The organism is Okeania hirsuta, assembly GCF_003838195.1.
Classification (GTDB): domain Bacteria; phylum Cyanobacteriota; class Cyanobacteriia; order Cyanobacteriales; family Microcoleaceae; genus Okeania; species Okeania hirsuta.
On record NZ_RCBY01000002.1, the window covers coordinates 83,415 to 100,563 of the forward strand.

Genomic DNA, 17,149 nt, shown 5'->3' on the forward strand with positions numbered 1-17,149 from the left:
AATCACCTCAAATCTACAAAATGAGAGTTATTTAGTTCGATAAAAATAGAAACCTAGGACTCACAAAGAAGTTAAAATATCATGGACAATAAAATTATTGGTACTTTTCTGATACTTCTGGGCACCTCAATAATTTTTCCTCAAACAGCTATTCCTATTATGGAAATAATGACACCAATTATCAAACTTGTAGAAGAAATTTATGATAACCCAAATCCTTACCAAGAACCGGAAAGCAAAAACTATAGACAAGAATCTTCAGTTATTAATTCTGTTGAAAAATCTTCATCTTTCAACTTAAGCAAATCCAGCCAAAAACTTCGGTATATAAATGGAAAAAAAGTTACTTCCTTTGGTCAAAACGGACAGTTTGTGGGAAAAGTTGAGAGAATCAGGATTCAGAAAAAACTAATTAGTCAAGATAGTGGAGTAGTTGGAATTATTTGTTGGAATGATGGAATTCAATCTAATGTTTTATTCTTAGAAAATTCCCGAGTTCGGGTGTGGACAAATAGTATTGAATATGGTGGAAAATGGTATTGGGATACAGCAGGTTATTTACGCATCAAAATGGATCAAGGTTCTCAATATATTTTTGATTACCAATTGTTACAATAATGTTAGGGCATCTCAAAAGCTTAAAACTCAGAAAAAGCCAGATTTTTCCTTCTGTATCACCTATTATTATCCAATAAATGTAAAGCTACTTGTTCTAAATATCTGCGCTCAATTGGCTGAATAAATTTATCTAAAGGATTCAAATCAACAATATAGTTGCCTACTTTTATTCCCACTGGTTCTAAATGTTTTCCCTGGATTTCTTGATGTAATAACCCTCTATTTTTTAAGGTATTTATTAACCAAAGTACATCACTTTTATCTTGAATTTCTTTACTTTTTTCTCGATCTGTGATACTCCCTGCAACAGTATCTTTAGAAAAAGAAATCATAGAAATTAACTGAAATAAATCACTATGTTTAATCAAAGATTGGCTTTGTTTTCGATTGGGTTTTGCTCCTAAACCAATTCGGTCTATTAATTTTGCTAAAGCAGGGACAGGTATAGCGCTATTTGTGTCACTAATATCTGGAGCTATTAACAAAGAATGCTGATTTAAAATAGTAGTTATACTAGGATGAATTTGATGGAAAATTCTTTCTACTTTTTCTACCTCGCGAGCATCAGCATATTTTCTGAGTTTGTCTTGCCATCCATTTTCACTCAGGAATTCTAGCAGCACAATATATTTACAGCCTAAACTATGACCAACCCAAAAATATTTTGATTTGTCAGTATAGATATTATTTTTATAACCTAATTTTTCAGCAAGTTCTGGCATAGCTTTTGCTAAAATACTTTGTTCTTTTAATAAACTAATAGCAATAGGCCAATGTTGGAAACTAAAGCGGAAAGGTAAAGCAATAATGCTATATCCTTTAGCATACATTTGACTTAAGAAATAGCGATAAAAAATCGTTGGGAAACTACCAAAAAAAGCTCCGCCGATAAATTGGATAATTCCACGAGGTTGAGGGTGAAGTGCGACCCAACTGAAAGAAAGTGGTGTAAATTTTAAATTCATAGTTTTATAGTAGGGAACAGGGAACAGGGAACAGGGAACAGAGCGTATTTGCGTAGCGCTATAAATAACGACGGAGGAGTCAGAAATCAGGTAGGGGACTGTCGGATAGGCGAAGTACAGGAGGGAAGAAGAGGACTTACGCATAACCACCATCTCTTGGTGCGCGTTCCCTTGCGTCTGACGCCGACGCGGGGTCGCACCGCTATCTAGTAGGGGCGAATGGCAATTTATCCCTACAAATGGCGTATAATTTGATATTTTGCGTAAGTCCTGGAAGAAGAAGGAGGAGGAGAAGAAAGTTTTTTCTGAACGCTATTAACGGACATAACATTACTTATCCTTTCAGCAGCAATGTAGCTATACCAATTCACTTTAAAGATGTCACAAATAGTTTCAAACTTTAAATGTTAAATAACTTCCGTAAATTACTGTAGTATCAAAGTTCTGAGTTGATAAAATCTTTCTTTTGACTTTTAACTTTTAACTTTTGACTTATAACTTGCGTGAAACGGTCTTTCCCGATGCCAATAATCTAGCTATGGCATTACTAATAGGTTGATTTGTTTCTTGCTGATAATATGTAAATCCTGGAGAAGGATTAACCTCAAAACAGTACCACTCACCTTCTGGAGTTTCTCGCAAATCTATGCCAGCTAAAGATAATTCCATTTCTGCCGCCATTACTCTACATTTATTTTCTATATCTTCCGGTAAACGATAACTAAAAATTTCAGGAGCATTGGTAACTCCCGCGTAACGATAATCATCTGCAGCAGAACTAATAGCACAGGCAAATACATCTCCACCCACTACATGAACCCGATAATCCCTACCCGGTATATATTGCTGAAATTGAGTTGGACAAGAAACAACATTATCTAAACGTTCCGCGCGCTCCGGTCGTAACTGAGAAACCTTACTGCGGGTACTACTGACAGATTTGTAAATCACACTGCCATGGTCTTGCCAAAACTCATGCACCGCATTGGGAGTCGTAGTAACTAAAGTGTCAGGGACTTGAAACCCAAACTTACGAATTTGCTGTAATTGATACGGTTTAGAATTATTCGCTGCCATTGCTGAAAAACGATTCAAAACTAAGGCAGAAGTCATCTCTACCCATGACAACAAAGCATTATCTACTGCCGTCGCGTGTTGCCAAGCATAACTCTCAGGTCCTGCTTCCATGATTTCCGGGAGTTTGTAAGAGTCGTGGGGACGCAAATAAACTCCTGTGACTGCATTCAAGTCTATTTTGTCAGTAGGAGTGCAGATTTCCCCTGTAATTTTTTCCCCTACAGAAAGCTTAACTTCGGTTTCAATAATTTCTCGTTGGTTGAGCAGTACATGAGGTATACCTAAATTTTGCAATTCTTTCTGTACTGCTGCTAAGGGTGAATCTCCAGGTAATCCCCACAACAGAATTAACATTTTTTTTCCTCGTTAAAAAAGCGGTCATTTCAGTTATCAGTTATCAGTTATCAGCACCTCTAGCTGTTTGTGCAGCATGACCTAGTGCAATAAGCGTAGGTTTGGTTGACGTAGGTTAGCGCCAGCTTATCCGCTAGGATAAACCCAACCAGAATCAGGATTTGTTGGGTGTCACTTCGTTCTACCCAACAAATCCTGATTCTGGTTTGGTTGACGTAGGTTAGCGCCAGCTTATCCGCTAGGATAAACCCAACCAGAATCAGGATTTGTTGGGTGTCACTTCGTTCTACCCAACCTACATTTTTAGACGTGTCATTCTACTACTAATAGCGTTCATGCGTAAGTCCTAAAAAAGTTAAAAGTAAGACAAAGCAAGGTTTTTCCTCCTGCCTTCTGCCTCCTGCCTTCTGCCTTCTTCTATAAAATACTCCAGAATGGCAGTAGCGATCGCTGGTTGAGAAATATCTGTCCACAAATTAGCATCAATAAATTCTGCATTAGCATCAGCTTGACTAAATTGAACAGTCAATAACTCAACTCCAGCAGCATCAGCAAGAGTTATTGCCTGATTTGCTAAGGTGGGGTCAACTTCACCAATACAACGTTTACCAATAACAGTTACTGTTGCTGAATTTTCTGGAATTACCTCTGGCAAACTTTCCTTCCCTAAAGCAATATGTTGATGCAGAGGACGCACAGACATCCCCACTTGAGCAGCAGCATAAATCCATTGGGGCGATCGCCAATTCGATCCAAGTAGACAAGTTGGTGTCGGTCGGTTGAGCATTGGGCATTTTAGTGTATTTAACCAGGAAACCAAAAATGCTGTCATTTCAGCAGCTACATAAGAGCGATCGTTGGGAACAATATGAAAAAGTTCCTCTGGAAAAACTACAGGGAGGCGAGTTAACACACCTGTTATTTGTGCAACTTCTATAATTTTTCCTCCCACTACCGCCGTAGAATTTTTCGCATTTCCCAGATGGTGTCGCCACCCAACCACTGATAAATCTTCAGGGGTTAGTAGCGTTACACCATCACTTACCGAATGTTCAACAAAAGACCGAGCAGACTTGTCATAGCTATTGGCAATAACAACAAGCACTACTCTACTCCTTTTTATCCGTTGTTAACAGCAGTTTCACCAACAACAGGGCGCTCTTGAGAAGATATGAACGCTTCTTGTGTTGCTAGTTGAAATAGACTACCTCCATTAGGAGTTGGTAGAGCATAAACCAGTTGGTCAAAGTCAGCACGACGAGGTCGATTATTATTGACAAATGTGCCTCGGTGTTCGGGAGTTAGTAGCAAATTAAAATTACCAGCAGGAGCGCGCAAAAAGATTTCCACAAATCCACGAATTTCGACTTCATCTACCTGTGGATCGAGAGTAGTAATATCTGGCTGTAAAATCACTAATCCTGTATCGTGGGCAGCTATTCCTACATCAAGAGTGAATTTACGAGGGTCTGGGGTGGGAATTAAATTGCCAAATACGTTAGCACCTGCTACATCACGAATAGTAATAGTATCAGCTACATTTAAATTAGGTGTTGTCGCTGTAAATTGGAGTCGAAGCCTCAAGTCAGTGTTATTAGGATTAGCAATAGTTAAAAAGTAACCTTGGAGAACTTGACGGTCAGAATTAGGAATATTTCCCGGAGTAGGAGTGATCTTTTTTAAGAGTAGTTCAAAAGTTGAAACTAGCATTATTTATCCTCAACAAAAAGTAGTGTTGGTTATCAATCATATTTGATAACTTTGATTTTTTTTGGTGTTTTTTGTTCACCTGTATCTACCTTAGCCTGATAATTATTAACTGTGTAGGACAAAAACCTAAAAGTGATTTACATTTTTCTATCGGTAAGGCGATCACGTTGCCAACGTGCCAAAATTTCTGCAGCAAGACGACGAATAGGCCGAGATGGTTGCCTTCTTTGTGCTGCCCATTTGTCTACTGTATCTCTAGCCACTCCTAACATTAAAGCTAAGGAATCTCTGGTTAATCCTTCTCTAATATAAAGTAATGTTAAAGGGTCTATTTCTTGAGTTTCTGCTTCTATTCGTGAAATCGCTATAGTTTTGGACATAAAAATTTTTTCCAAATTAGAACTTGTCATTTATACTACTCAGAACTTACTCACAATTTAAGTGTTATTCCCTAACTGCGGTAGAGTATCCTGTAGGGTAAAGTTTAATTGCTGTGTAAGTCCTATTAGTTTTCATATTTTTGAAACTGCCATAGGTATGCAGTAAGATCGTCTTCGGTTGGCCGTTAACGCTCCGCGACATGAAACGCCCGTACAGGAGTAGAAAAAATCGACAGATTTGCCTTTGAAGCTAGAGGTATGTTTTTTTTATAACTAATCACCCGTTAGCGTAGCTCCCCCGGAGGGAGCACATGATATATAGCAATGTGCGCTGGCATATTTATAAATTGTAGGAATTGTCCAATAGACATCTCCAGAAAAGAGGGAACAGGGAACACCGGAACAGGGAACAGGAAGAAAGAATAGATGATTTCTGGATGATAATTGATTTGATTTTTAATTTTCGGAGATGTCTAATAGCGAAAAGTCTTATATTATTCCAACGGAGATGCTGCGCAAACAGATTTTTATTCCCCCTATTGCCTCACAGGAGTGCGCATTCCGCAAGCGAGCTGGCATAGTCGCGGGGTCGCACCGCTGTTGCCTTCCGGAGCTGTTGCCTGCGCGCAGCGCTATAAAATCGCCAATGATTAAATAACAAAGCTTTTGTAGAGCGGGTAGAGGTAAAATTTGGTTGATGGTTGACATACTCTTCAGATTAAAAAAAAATTCCTTTCTACCTACTGATAACTGATAACTTATATGACTCCTGTGATATCATACCGTTGTTTAACAAAAATTAATAAAACTATGGCCCGCGACTTAAGAGGATTCCTGAAAATTTTAGAAGACCGAGGACAACTATACCGAATCAAAGCTTTAGTTGACCCAGACCTAGAAATAGCAGAAATTTGTAACCGAATGCTACAGAAGGGTGGCCCTGCTCTCCTATTTGAAAATGTTAAAGGGTCTGACCACCCCATAGCAATAAATCTCTTGGGTACGGAGGAAAGAGTATGCTGGGCAATGAATATGGAAAAACCCCAGGAGTTAGAAACCTTGGGTAAAAAACTCGGAATGCTGCAACAACCCAAACCACCAAAAAAGATTTCTCAAGCAGTAGAATTTGGTAAAGTCCTATTTGATGTGGTTAAGGCAAAACCAGGACGCGACTTTTTCCCTCCTTGTCAACAAGTCGTCGTTGAGGGAGACGCTCTCGACTTAAACAAAATTCCGATGATTCGCCCCTATCCCGGAGATGCAGGTAAAATTATAACTCTTGGTTTGGTAATTACAAAAGATTGTGAAACAGGTACTCCTAATGTGGGAGTTTATCGGTTGCAGTTACAGTCTCGTAATACCATGAGCGTGCATTGGTTATCAGTCCGTGGTGGAGCGCGACATTTGCGAAAAGCAGCAGAAAATGGTAAGAAACTGGAGATAGCGATCGCTCTGGGAGTAGACCCATTAATTATTATGGCTGCTGCTACTCCAATTCCAGTAGACTTGTCAGAATGGCTATTCGCAGGACTTTACGGTGGTTCTGGGGTAAAGTTAAATAAGTGTAAAACCTTAGATTTGGAAATACCCGCAGATTCAGAATTTGTCCTCGAAGGTACTATTACTCCTGGGGAAATGTTACCTGACGGACCATTTGGCGACCACATGGGTTATTATGGTGGATTGGAAGATTCTCCGGTTGTTAGATTTCACTGCATGACTCACCGCAAAAACCCAATTTATTTAACAACTTTTAGTGGGAGACCGCCGAAAGAAGAAGCAATGATGGCGATCGCTCTTAACCGGATATATACCCCTATTCTCCGACAGCAAGTTTCAGAAATTGTTGATTTTTTCCTCCCCATGGAAGCTCTGAGTTACAAAGCTGCCGTAATTTCTATTAAGAAAGCATATCCAGGTCAGGCACGAAGAGCAGCATTAGCTTTTTGGAGTGCTTTGCCACAGTTTACTTATACAAAGTTTGTCATTGTGGTAGATGAGAGTATTAATATTCGAGATCCGCGTCAAGTAGTCTGGGCAATTAGCTCTAAGGTCGATCCTTCTAGGGATGTGTTTATTTTGCCGAATACGCCTTTTGATAGTTTAGATTTTGCTAGCGAAAAAATTGGTTTGGGTGGTCGTATGGGAATAGATGCAACTACAAAAATCCCTCCTGAAACTGACCATGAGTGGGGTGCAGCTTTGGAGTCTGATGCCGATGTTGCTGCAATGGTTGATAGACGTTGGTCTGAATATGGGTTGAATGATTTGAATTTGGGAGAAGTTGACCCGAATTTATTTGGATATGATATTCAGTAATTCTACTGATTGCTCAATCACAAACTGATTGATGCCTTTAGCTTTTCAAATATCGAATTGCTGTTTATGGTAGCAATTCTAGAGTTAGTTTGTGGATCAGTTTGCGGTATTTGGGAATAAAATGTGGCGATCGCGTAGTTTTGTTTTTACCAAATATTCCTGAATTTGTCATTACTTATTTGGCAATTCTCAAACGTGGTGCCGTGGTTGTTTCTGTCAATTCAATGCTGAAAAGTGATGAAGTTAGCTTCATCCTCAATGATAGTGAAGCAGTAGCAGTTGTGACAACAGAATCTTTGAGGGAGCAAATACCCTATGGGGATTTAGCTTTTCTCAAAAATGTTTTAATTGCTGAGGGTGGAACAGATACAGATATCAGCTTGTCTACTCTGCTCGAAAAAGGGAGTTCTAATTTCAAGGCAGTTTCCATGGAACCGAAAGCTCCTGCTGCTATTGTTTACACTTCTGGCACCACTGGTTTTCCTAAAGGAGCAACCCTTGGATAAACATTTGTTGTCGATCTACTATATGGGGTAAATATAGCAGTGTATAGCTTTGAGTAGGTTAAATGTTGCACTTACAGCAAACCCTGCTTAAATTGCAACAAACTCGCTTGGTTCATAAGTAGATGGAGGACTTTTATGCGGTCTGGAGTAAATGCTCCTGTCGCGAGGCTGTTTTCTAGGAGAAGGAGAGCAATAAATTTTCCTTGCTTGACGATCGGAGTACACAAGAGGCTTTTTGGCTGGTGTTCGATCAGGTATGGATCTCCAGCGAAGGTAGTTTCTGTTTCAAGCTGATTGATGAGTACAGTTTGTTGAGTCTGTTTGACGGTGTTGATAACAGTATGGGGTAAACTTTTAGTTGGATCGAGATGTGTGATGGATGAGTCAGAGTCGTCGCTCAGGGATTGAATAGGAATTTCCCAAGTACCAGAGCTGTTCAAAACTAAAGTTCCTTTGTTTGCTCCAGCGTTTTCCATGAGGATGTGCATCATTTTATCAAGCAAGCTATTTAGTTCGATTTCCTCTGAGATAGTTTGGGAAGCTTTAATAATAGTATAAAAGTCGAGGTTTTTGCTAGTTTTGCTGGTGATTGAAGATATAGTTTTTGTGATGTCAAGTTTTGTTATTTCTGCTGTTTGGGTACGAATAATTAGGTTGGAGTGGTGTTCTTCTAAGTCTTTGATTTTGGCAGTAGCACCCCAACTAATATAGCAGTAATAGGCTTCCGTCATGTAGGTTTTGGCTACTTTTTCTCTGCCAAGAGACAGATAAAATTCTGCTGCTCGTTCGTTGGCGATCGCTTCTTCATGGATGTAGTCGTTTTCTGAGGATCCAGAAATTGCTTTTTCGTAGTAGGTTGCTGCTGTTTCATTTTCACCTAAAACTCTGGCTATTTCTGCTTCCACTAGGTCGTATTTGTGTTGGAAGTTCATGGGGCCGTGCTCTGCCCAAGCTTTCATTTGTTTTTGGTTGGATTTGACTTGCTTTAGGTATTGTTTTTGTTCTTTTGGAGAGACAGTGAGGTAGTTAGCTAGCAGGGAAAGAGAGTAGTAGAAGTTGTATTGCACAATTTCAATTGACCCATTCATTCCTTCTAGATATTCTGCCATTGCTCCTACGTTTTCTAGAGCTGCCACATAATTTTTCCACAAATAAAAGTAAATTAGTTGCGATAGGTAAATATTAGTTATCCCTCTACTATCATTTGCCTGTTTTAAAACAGATAATTTTTCTCCTAGCTTCAATAAATCATCTGTTGGCTGCACTTCAGCTTTCAACATTGACACAAGTTGGCTCCAAGTCGTCAGATGATCGCCAACAAGTTTTTGTTTATATTTCAACATCACATCAATAGATTGTTTTTGGGTTTGAGCGACAGTATCTAGATGTTCACCCACCCAAAATTTATTATTCGTATAAAAACAAAGACAATAAGAAGCAAACTCTAAATCTCCCACTGATAGACCACTTTGAAATCCCTCAAGTAATGGGTTGATCGTTTCCTGAAGATGTTCTTTCCAGTGTCGAATAAAATTATTAAAAGTAAAATATACTTTTGCTTTAATTTCTCTAGCATTAAGTCGGTCTAATAAATCTAGAGCTAGTTGACCAAATTCATAGCCTGAATTAAAGTCTCCCAAAATACTACACAAAATTAAGCCATAGTTGACATATCCAAAAGCAGACAGATGAGAGTTACCATATTTCAAAGAGATTCTCACCATTTTAAATACAGCTAAAGGAAACAAAGCTGGATTAGCATTAAAAGCAGCCGGAATCATTGCCATTAACAGTCGCATAGTTGCTATCTGTTCGGAATCATTCATGATAGCAGTATTTGCTAAATCCTTGATTTCTATACTACTTAGAGCTAATTGAGTTTTAGCTAATTCCACTAAAACATCGCGTTTATTTGGTTTTGCCGGTAAGCTCACTCCTAGATACTTTAACGCTAACAAGGCAATATCTATAGCTGGCTGGGGTTGATTCTGAGAATAATAATATGGAATTTGTAACTCATAAACTTTCACTCGATCCAGATTGCTTTGAATCTTAGACAAAAGTAGTTCCGACAATTGTTGCGCCGACTCAAAGTTCACATTCAAATATTCAACTTCTAGTATCTCAAAATAAACATCCTGCGTCAATTCATAATTACTCTCCCAACTATTTGTGGGTAACAACTCTAACCCCACATTCAAATATCTACCCGCAGCCTCATAAGCTGTAGCTCCTTTGGCTTTTTTCCCTGCCCATAAATTTAATTTTAGCAACCCTTCTTGTAACTCTGTTTCTGTGATGAAATCTCGCCCTATATTCAACTGATTTACAAGATCAAATATGTTCTCTTCTATTTGCTCAGAGGGCAGACTTTTCCACAACAACTTACCAATTTTTAGATGGATTTTTTTTCTATTTTCTTCGGGAATAAGTGAATATGCTGCTTGCTGAACTCTGTCATGCAAAAAACGATAACTTACTCTAGATTCATCAAATAATAATTCTCGGGAATTGTCATTTTCAGAAAATAATAAGGGAATTTTATAATCCTGAGTGAGTGGTAATATTAAACCTATTTGTAAAGCACTCCATAAATCTTTTACTGTCTGAGTTACAGATTTTTCGTTAACAACTGCCAATACATCTAAACTAAATTTATTGCCAATACAAGCTGCTAGTTTTAAAACTTTTTGGGTAGTTGTTGATAGTTTTTCAATATTCCTAGCAACTAATTCTACTACTCCTAAATCTGCTATTCCCACACTTTGAATCTGTTCAATATCCCACATCCAATATCCAACTGTAAAATCAAATATTAACAATTTGTCTGTATATAATGTTTTGAGTAGTTGAGTTAAGAAAAACGGATTACCTTGGGTTTTACTGTATAGTAAGTCTGATAATTGAGTGAGTCGCTCATTAGTTGTAGTAGCTTCTTCTGATAATGTTTCTGCTACTAATTGTCTGATGTAATTGATTTTTAGGGGTTCTAATATAATTTTATTAACTGTTGTGCTGGTTTTTTGGATTTTTTCTATGGTTTGGATGGTCGGATGTACTGGGTTAACTTTGTGATCTCGATAAGCTCCGATCAATAATAAGTGTTTGGTTTCGCTGTCCGTCATTAATTGTTCGATCAGGTTTAATGATGCTAGATCTGCCCACTGTAAATCATCAAGAAATAAAACTAATGGATGTTCTGGTTGAGCAAAGACACGGACAAATTTTCCAAATAGTTGATTGAAATTGTTTTGTGATTCAGTTGTCCCTAACTGGCCTACTTTTTCTTGTTTACCGATGATTAATTCTAATTCTGGGATGACATCAATGATGATTTGACTATTTTCTCCTAATGCGGTTAATAGTTTCTCCTTCCATTCGGCAACTTTTAGTGTAGTTTCTGTAAGTAACTGACTGATTAACTGTTGAAAAGCTTGGCTGATAGCAGCATAAGGAATGTCCCGTTTGAATTGATCGAATTTGCCACCAATGAAATAGCCTCTGGCTTTAACTATGGGTTTATGTACTTCGTTAACTACTTTGGTTTTACCGATCCCGGAGTAACCTGTAACTAGAATGATTTCTTTATTGCATTGACTGATGCTCTCGTCATCGGTATTGCTTACACGACCAAAAGCTTCCAAGAGGAGGCTGACCTCTGTTTTCCTACCATAGAGCTTTTGGGGGATACTAAATTGACCTTTTTTATCCTTTTTCCCTGGAGTAAAGGCTTGAAGTCTTTTGATGCTTTGTAGTTTACTCAAGCAATATTCAAGGTCTGCTTTTAATCCGAGGGCACTTTGATAGCGGTCTTCAGCATTTTTTGATAGCAGTTTGATCACTATTAAGGATATAGCAATGGGAATTTCTGGGTTAATTTGGTGTGGGGAGATAGGGGTTTTAGCTATGTGTGAGTGGATGACTTCCATTGGATCATTGCTATAGAAGGGAAGCTGTTTAGTGAGCATTTGGTAGAAGGTGACACCTAAGGAGTAGAAGTCACTGCGATAGTCTATGCAGCGGTTCATGCGTCCAGTTTGTTCTGGAGATATATAGGCTAGAGTGCCTTCTATATAACTTGGGTTGATGATGGCCTGAGTTTCTGTTTTTAGACGGGTGGCGATGCTGAAGTCGATGATTTTTATTTTTTGTGTGGTGGGATCGATCAGGATGTTGTGGGGTTTAATATCTTTGTGGATTATTTGTTGTTGGTGTATTTTATCTAGGGTGTCACTAAGTTGGATGGCTATGTTGATAAATTGAGGAATTGCGATCAATGAGTCTGTTATATGTTGTTTGAGAGATAGGGAATTGAAGTATTCGAGGATGAGGATGAGGCGATATTCCTGGTGGGTCAGGTCTATAGATTTGACAATTCCTTCAAAGTTGAGGTTTTTGAGGATGTTGTATTCATGTCTGATGCGCGCAATTTCTTCTGGAGCTGGGTATTCAGAAATTTGTGTTTTGAGGAGAACTAGGGTGCGATCGGACTGCTGTAATGCCCTATATATTATGCTGTTGTTGCCTCGGTATAAGGTTTGTAAATTTGAATAGCCAGGGATATATAGCATAATTTTTATTTTCTTCAGAATTGTCCAGCAGCAGTATTTCAAAGTAGCTTGGAAAAGAAAAAAGTGACTCAGACCGAATAGTCTTAACAGCTAATAAATAAATAGGATATATAGCTTAACTTTTGTTCTTCTATAATATCAACAATTGTCAAAAAAAAAACTCTGGTGAAGAAAATTGGGAAAGAGTCAATAATGAAATATGCGTAAAATTTTGGCTCTAGTACACTATAAACACCAAACACTATTTTAGTTATCAGTAATTATATGGTTGTATATTAAAAATTATACATGAAAAAAAACATATATACGGTTGGACATACAAACAGATTGAAGAAAGTTGTAGGTTTAATGCGATTGCTTAAATTCCCATCGACCCCATTCTCAGTCCTACTGATACCATGTCCGGATAATTAAGTATAATAAAAATGTTCTATTGAAGCGATGTTGAAGGAATATCCCAAATTTGTGCTCCCTTTCCAGTATTCTCACTTGAACAGGATTTACGCATGAGGTACGAAAAACTAGGGCTTGAGATTGCTTTCCTGTCGGTCGCAATGACGAAAATACCTTGTAATGCGTAAGTCCTATTGAATTTACACCTACGACCTAAGAACTTTATTATAACTAATTAAACGGACATGATATGACTACTCCTTCAAGGCTAATTGACTGGACATAATATAACCCAAGAGTTATCATTTTTGAAGCCTTCCTTTATCTGATAGAAAAAGGAGAGTAAGATTAATTTGGGTGTGTATGAATGCACAGATTATTTCGATCTGTCTAAATTTTGCTAAATTAATATGTTTACAAACAGCGTGATAGATGGTCGCTATAGGGAAAAGCGAGAATGGTTGACGGTTATTCTGCAAATGCGATATTCGGTCATTCCAGCTATTATTTTTCGGGTGACATTCTGCGGATTTTTTGGTGGCTTGATTTCTTTACTTAACTATTTTAATTTTCCTGTGACTTTGCCGGCGAAAAGTAGTATTGTTCCTAGTTTAGTTTTGGGTTTACTATTAGTTTTTAGAACAAATACTGCTTATGAAAGATTCTGGCAAGGTCGGCAACTGTGGGGGCAAATTGTTAATACAGTTCGTAATTTTGCCCGACAAATTTGGGTTTCTGTTGAAGAAAATGAACCAGCAGATAGAAAAGTAAAAGAGGAAATAATCAGGTTATTAGTAGCCTTTGCTATCGCTAGTAAATTATATTTGCGCCGTCAGAGTGTAAATAGAGAATTAGAGGGATATATGCCTAAACAGTGGTATGAAAAGCTCAAAAAAATGAATCATCCTCCTATTCATATTGCTTTTTGGATTAGTGATTATCTCCAGCATCAATATGAACGTGGTTGTATTAATCCTTATCAACTTACTGCGATGTTTAAGTTGTTGGATAGAATGGTTGAAGCATTAACTTGTTGTGAGGGAATTTTAAATACACCAATTCCTTTAGCATATTCAATTCATCTAAGGCAATTATTGTTAATTTATTGTTTATCATTACCATTTCAAATAGTTAATGAGTTTCATTTTTGGACTGGTATAGTAGTTGCCTTAATCAGTTTTACAGTATTTGGAATTGAAGAAATTGCTCTAGAAATAGAAAATCCTTTCGGTTACGACCCTAATGATTTACCTTTAGATGCTATTTGTATTGCAATGCACCGCAATATTGAAGATTTAATTACTTTAGCTCCTAGTGTTAGACATTGGAAACGTATATCAGTTAATTTAGAAACCCATAATTTTTAACTAGTTCTGGACTAAAAGTTTTCAGCTATCAGCTTGGGTTGAAATCCTCTTTGAAATTGCATTTCTCTCGGTCTCAGTATAAATCTAAGCTGTTTGCAGAGCATGACTTTAGAAAATTCTGATTGCAGCAATTGCTATTTGCGGAGCATTCCGGACCGAAACGCTTTTTTTTTATCTATCTTAATAAAAGTATAATTTTATACATAATTAATTTGCGTTTTGTGGTATGAGCGATCGCTATTAATTATGTTTGATAATTTTGCCTAAATTGCAACAAAAAAAAGTTATGTTTAAGATTTACATAATACGGTCACAAATAAAGTTAATAGCGCTCTAAATCCAGAGTGGCGATTTTATCTATCTTTAATTTTGCAGACTTTACACACATGGCTTTAATGCTGTATCTGCTTAATTTTCAGGACTTACGCATCAGGTACAAAAAACTAGGATTTGAGATTGCTTTCCGTTCCGGACTGCTGCGCAAACCCTATCGGTAACAATGGCGAAAATATGTTGCAGGTAGGTAAATCCTAATTTTAATATCCGCAATAATTTATCGACTTTCACTCATCATAATGATTAACAATATTAATTCGACCTTGAGTTTACGGAGATTAGCTACCATTGTAGCTGTCTCAATTTTGACATTAACTCTAATCTCTGCCTTGTCTGGAACATTGTTAGCGTTTAATTATCAACCCACCACTGGTGGTGCTTACAAATCTCTAGAAATGATTACCAGTCAAATTCCTTTCGGATGGATAATTCGAGATTTACACAATTATGCTGGTAACAGTATCATTATTCTCGGCTTAATTCAAATAGTAATTATGTTTTTAAGTCGGCAGTTTCGCTCTAGTTAGTTGATTGCTTGGATTAGTGGAATTTTCCTTGTTTTAGTCGCAATTGGTTTGGGTTGGACAGCAATGATTCTTGACTGGTCTCAAGAAGGTTTTTGGAGATTTTCTATAGAATTATCTACTGTAGAAACTATTCCTTTTATTGGTTCTTTACTACTATATATTTTAACAGGTGGTAATGGTATTAGTACAATGACTGTATTGCATCAGTACACTTTACATAGTTATCTTTTGTCCGTGTCAGCGATCGCTTTAGCATTTACTCATTTAGGTGGATTGATTTGGCAGTCAGTTCAGGATCAAAAAAATCAATCAGATAATAATGAACAGCAGGAAGCAGGACAAAGTTTCAATGCTTCAGCATCATAGATAGAATCAGCACAAAACTGTTCCCTGAAAAAATAGTAATTCAATCATTTATTTCATCTCTTCAGATTGACTTCTGGAGAGATTTTTCTTTTGGAATAGAAATTGCTGATTGCTATTTCAAAGCAGGCAACAAGCAATAGTGGGAAAAACCTTTCTTCACTTAAGATTCATCATCAATCTCTGTCTTAAACAACCCATTCTTTGCTATAAAATTAGTCCTACTTTGAGAACTTGTAGATGAAAATCTTTGAGAGAAAAGAGGGTTTAATGTAATTGTTCTCCTTCTGTTGATTTTGAATGATTTATATCAAGTCCGGATAATTAGTGATGAAAAAACCTATCCTCGTTACACAGGGCAAATCTCTCTATTCTCGCCTCTCTTAGCTCCCCCCTCCCTACTAACTTATTTATAAGTATTCAACCGGAAGTGATATTACTATCTTTTTATTTGTTCAAAGTAAAATATTATTATACTATTAATCATAGTATAAGTATTATAAAAAATGGGAAATTTTTGGCCAATATATGAATTTTTTTGACATTGATAAAAAATATTTAACATAGATGATTTACTATATGGTAAAGGATAAAAAATTAATTGAAGAAAATTAGTAAACAAGATGGAAAATAATCAAATTGATATTGCAGTTATTTATGAGCAGGCACTAGCTCGTTACCAATGGGGAGATTATTATGGTGCGATCGCTGATTATACGACAGTGATAGAGATGGAATCAAGTAATGCAGATCTTTACTACAATAGAGGTATTACCAAGCATCAAATAGAAGATTATCAAGGTGCAATTTTTGATTATAGCGAAGCGATTAAAATTAATCCCAGTAATAGCGATTTTTATAATAATCGTGGTTTAGCTCTTTCTCAAATGGGGTATTATACCGAAGCGATCGCTGACTTAGATGAAGCACTTAGACTTAATCCTAATGATGCTGATAGTTATTACAATAGAGGTTTTGTATATGAGGCAATGGCAGATTGTGAAAAAGCTATTGCCTCATACACGGAAGCACTAACAATAAATCCTGATTATGATGAAGCTAATCAAAAACGAGAGTATCTGCTTTCTCTGATAGAGAGTCAGAGTGCAGCAGTAACAGAAGAAACAACAACAGAAGAAACAACAACAGAAGAAACAACAACAGAAGAAACAACAACAGAAGAAACAACAACAGAAGAAACAACAACAGAAGAAACAACAACAGAAGAAACAACAACAGAAGCACCACAGACTGAGATTGAGACAGAGAAATCTCCAGATGTATCTGCTGAGGAGACTTTACTACAGAAATCAAAAAATGATGTGGAGATGAAAAAATCTCCTAGTTCAGCTAACTCACCTATGAAAAGTGTGTTACATCAGTATTTACAGAGAGGTCGATCAGTAAAGAAGACTTCACCACAGAAACAAAAAAATGATGCGGAAATGAAGAAATCTCCAGATGTATCTGTGGAGGAGAGTACTGCAAAAATATCACAGACAGAAATTGAGAAATCTCCAGATGTATCTGTGGAGGAGAGTACTGCAAAAATATCACAGACAGAAATTGAGAAATCTCCAGATGTATCTGTGGAGGAGAGTACTGCAAAAATATCACAGACAGAAATTGAGAAATCTCCAGATGTGTCTGTGGAGGAGAGTAC

Annotated in this window: 11 protein-coding genes and 1 pseudogene; 6 read left to right on the plus strand and 6 right to left on the minus strand. The window is 37.2% G+C overall.

Going from position 1 to position 17,149, the window contains the following annotated elements:
* Positions 1 to 81 precede the first annotated feature (81 nt).
* Positions 82 to 618: a hypothetical protein gene (locus D5R40_RS00795; protein WP_124146220.1), complete on the plus strand. Its 537-nt coding sequence runs from the start codon at positions 82 to 84 to the stop codon at positions 616 to 618.
* Positions 619 to 674: 56 nt separating this feature from the next.
* On the opposite strand, the gene D5R40_RS00800 is transcribed toward D5R40_RS00795, so the two are convergent.
* The 5 genes from D5R40_RS00800 to D5R40_RS00820 all read right to left on the minus strand — a co-directional run bounded on the left by D5R40_RS00800 (position 675) and on the right by D5R40_RS00820 (position 5,104).
* Positions 675 to 1,583, minus strand: coding sequence for a DUF1350 family protein (locus tag D5R40_RS00800; protein ID WP_124146221.1), 909 nt, complete (start codon positions 1,581 to 1,583; stop codon positions 675 to 677).
* 492 nt (positions 1,584 to 2,075) lie between these two features.
* On the minus strand, positions 2,076 to 3,014 hold the full coding sequence (locus D5R40_RS00805) for an ATP-grasp domain-containing protein (RefSeq protein ID WP_124146222.1): 939 nt from the start codon (positions 3,012 to 3,014) through the stop codon (positions 2,076 to 2,078).
* A 355-nt stretch (positions 3,015 to 3,369) separates the two neighbouring features.
* Positions 3,370 to 4,119, minus strand: coding sequence for a hypothetical protein (locus D5R40_RS00810; protein ID WP_192901161.1), 750 nt, complete (start codon positions 4,117 to 4,119; stop codon positions 3,370 to 3,372).
* 14 nt (positions 4,120 to 4,133) lie between these two features.
* Complete coding sequence (locus D5R40_RS00815) at positions 4,134 to 4,724, minus strand: hypothetical protein (RefSeq protein WP_124146223.1); 591 nt, start codon at positions 4,722 to 4,724, stop codon at positions 4,134 to 4,136.
* Between the two features lie 137 nt (positions 4,725 to 4,861).
* Positions 4,862 to 5,104 carry a helix-turn-helix domain-containing protein gene (locus D5R40_RS00820; RefSeq protein WP_124146224.1) on the minus strand — a complete coding sequence of 81 codons (243 nt, stop codon included), beginning with the start codon at positions 5,102 to 5,104 and terminating at the stop codon, positions 4,862 to 4,864.
* Positions 5,105 to 5,914: 810 nt separating this feature from the next.
* Between D5R40_RS00820 and D5R40_RS00825 the strand changes: the two genes are divergently transcribed.
* Complete coding sequence (locus D5R40_RS00825) at positions 5,915 to 7,423, plus strand: UbiD family decarboxylase (RefSeq protein ID WP_124146228.1); 1,509 nt, start codon at positions 5,915 to 5,917, stop codon at positions 7,421 to 7,423.
* A gap of 110 nt (positions 7,424 to 7,533) precedes the next feature.
* Positions 7,534 to 7,929 (plus strand): AMP-binding protein, encoded by a 396-nt coding sequence (locus tag D5R40_RS00830; protein WP_240041521.1) that lies wholly within the window; start codon positions 7,534 to 7,536, stop codon positions 7,927 to 7,929.
* A 71-nt stretch (positions 7,930 to 8,000) separates the two neighbouring features.
* Here the strand turns inward: D5R40_RS00830 and D5R40_RS00835 are convergent, their stop codons facing one another.
* Positions 8,001 to 12,500, minus strand: a complete 4,500-nt coding sequence (locus D5R40_RS00835; protein WP_124146226.1) for a protein kinase domain-containing protein — start codon at positions 12,498 to 12,500, stop codon at positions 8,001 to 8,003.
* A gap of 803 nt (positions 12,501 to 13,303) precedes the next feature.
* Between D5R40_RS00835 and D5R40_RS00840 the strand changes: the two genes are divergently transcribed.
* The 3 genes and pseudogenes from D5R40_RS00840 to D5R40_RS00850 all read left to right on the plus strand — a co-directional run.
* Positions 13,304 to 14,260: a bestrophin family protein gene (locus D5R40_RS00840; protein WP_124146227.1), complete on the plus strand. Its 957-nt coding sequence runs from the start codon at positions 13,304 to 13,306 to the stop codon at positions 14,258 to 14,260.
* A gap of 575 nt (positions 14,261 to 14,835) precedes the next feature.
* Positions 14,836 to 15,489 (plus strand): annotated as a pseudogene (locus D5R40_RS00845) (cytochrome b N-terminal domain-containing protein).
* Positions 15,490 to 16,109: 620 nt separating this feature from the next.
* Positions 16,110 to 17,149: tetratricopeptide repeat protein (locus D5R40_RS00850; RefSeq protein ID WP_124154127.1), on the plus strand; the 1,040-nt coding region annotated here is incomplete at its 3' end.

What these genes read in the sequence shown, in the direction of transcription:
- D5R40_RS00820 (WP_124146224.1), bottom strand. Translation starts at nt 5,104, where the DNA reads ATGTCCAAAACTATAGCGATTTCACGAATAGAAGCAGAAACTCAAGAA.
- D5R40_RS00795 (WP_124146220.1), top strand. Translation starts at nt 82, where the DNA reads ATGGACAATAAAATTATTGGTACTTTTCTGATACTTCTGGGCACCTCA.
- D5R40_RS00805 (WP_124146222.1), bottom strand. Translation starts at nt 3,014, where the DNA reads ATGTTAATTCTGTTGTGGGGATTACCTGGAGATTCACCCTTAGCAGCA.
- D5R40_RS00835 (WP_124146226.1), bottom strand. Translation starts at nt 12,500, where the DNA reads ATGCTATATATCCCTGGCTATTCAAATTTACAAACCTTATACCGAGGC.
- D5R40_RS00815 (WP_124146223.1), bottom strand. Translation starts at nt 4,724, where the DNA reads ATGCTAGTTTCAACTTTTGAACTACTCTTAAAAAAGATCACTCCTACT.
- D5R40_RS00800 (WP_124146221.1), bottom strand. Translation starts at nt 1,583, where the DNA reads ATGAATTTAAAATTTACACCACTTTCTTTCAGTTGGGTCGCACTTCAC.
- D5R40_RS00840 (WP_124146227.1), top strand. Translation starts at nt 13,304, where the DNA reads ATGTTTACAAACAGCGTGATAGATGGTCGCTATAGGGAAAAGCGAGAA.
- D5R40_RS00825 (WP_124146228.1), top strand. Translation starts at nt 5,915, where the DNA reads ATGGCCCGCGACTTAAGAGGATTCCTGAAAATTTTAGAAGACCGAGGA.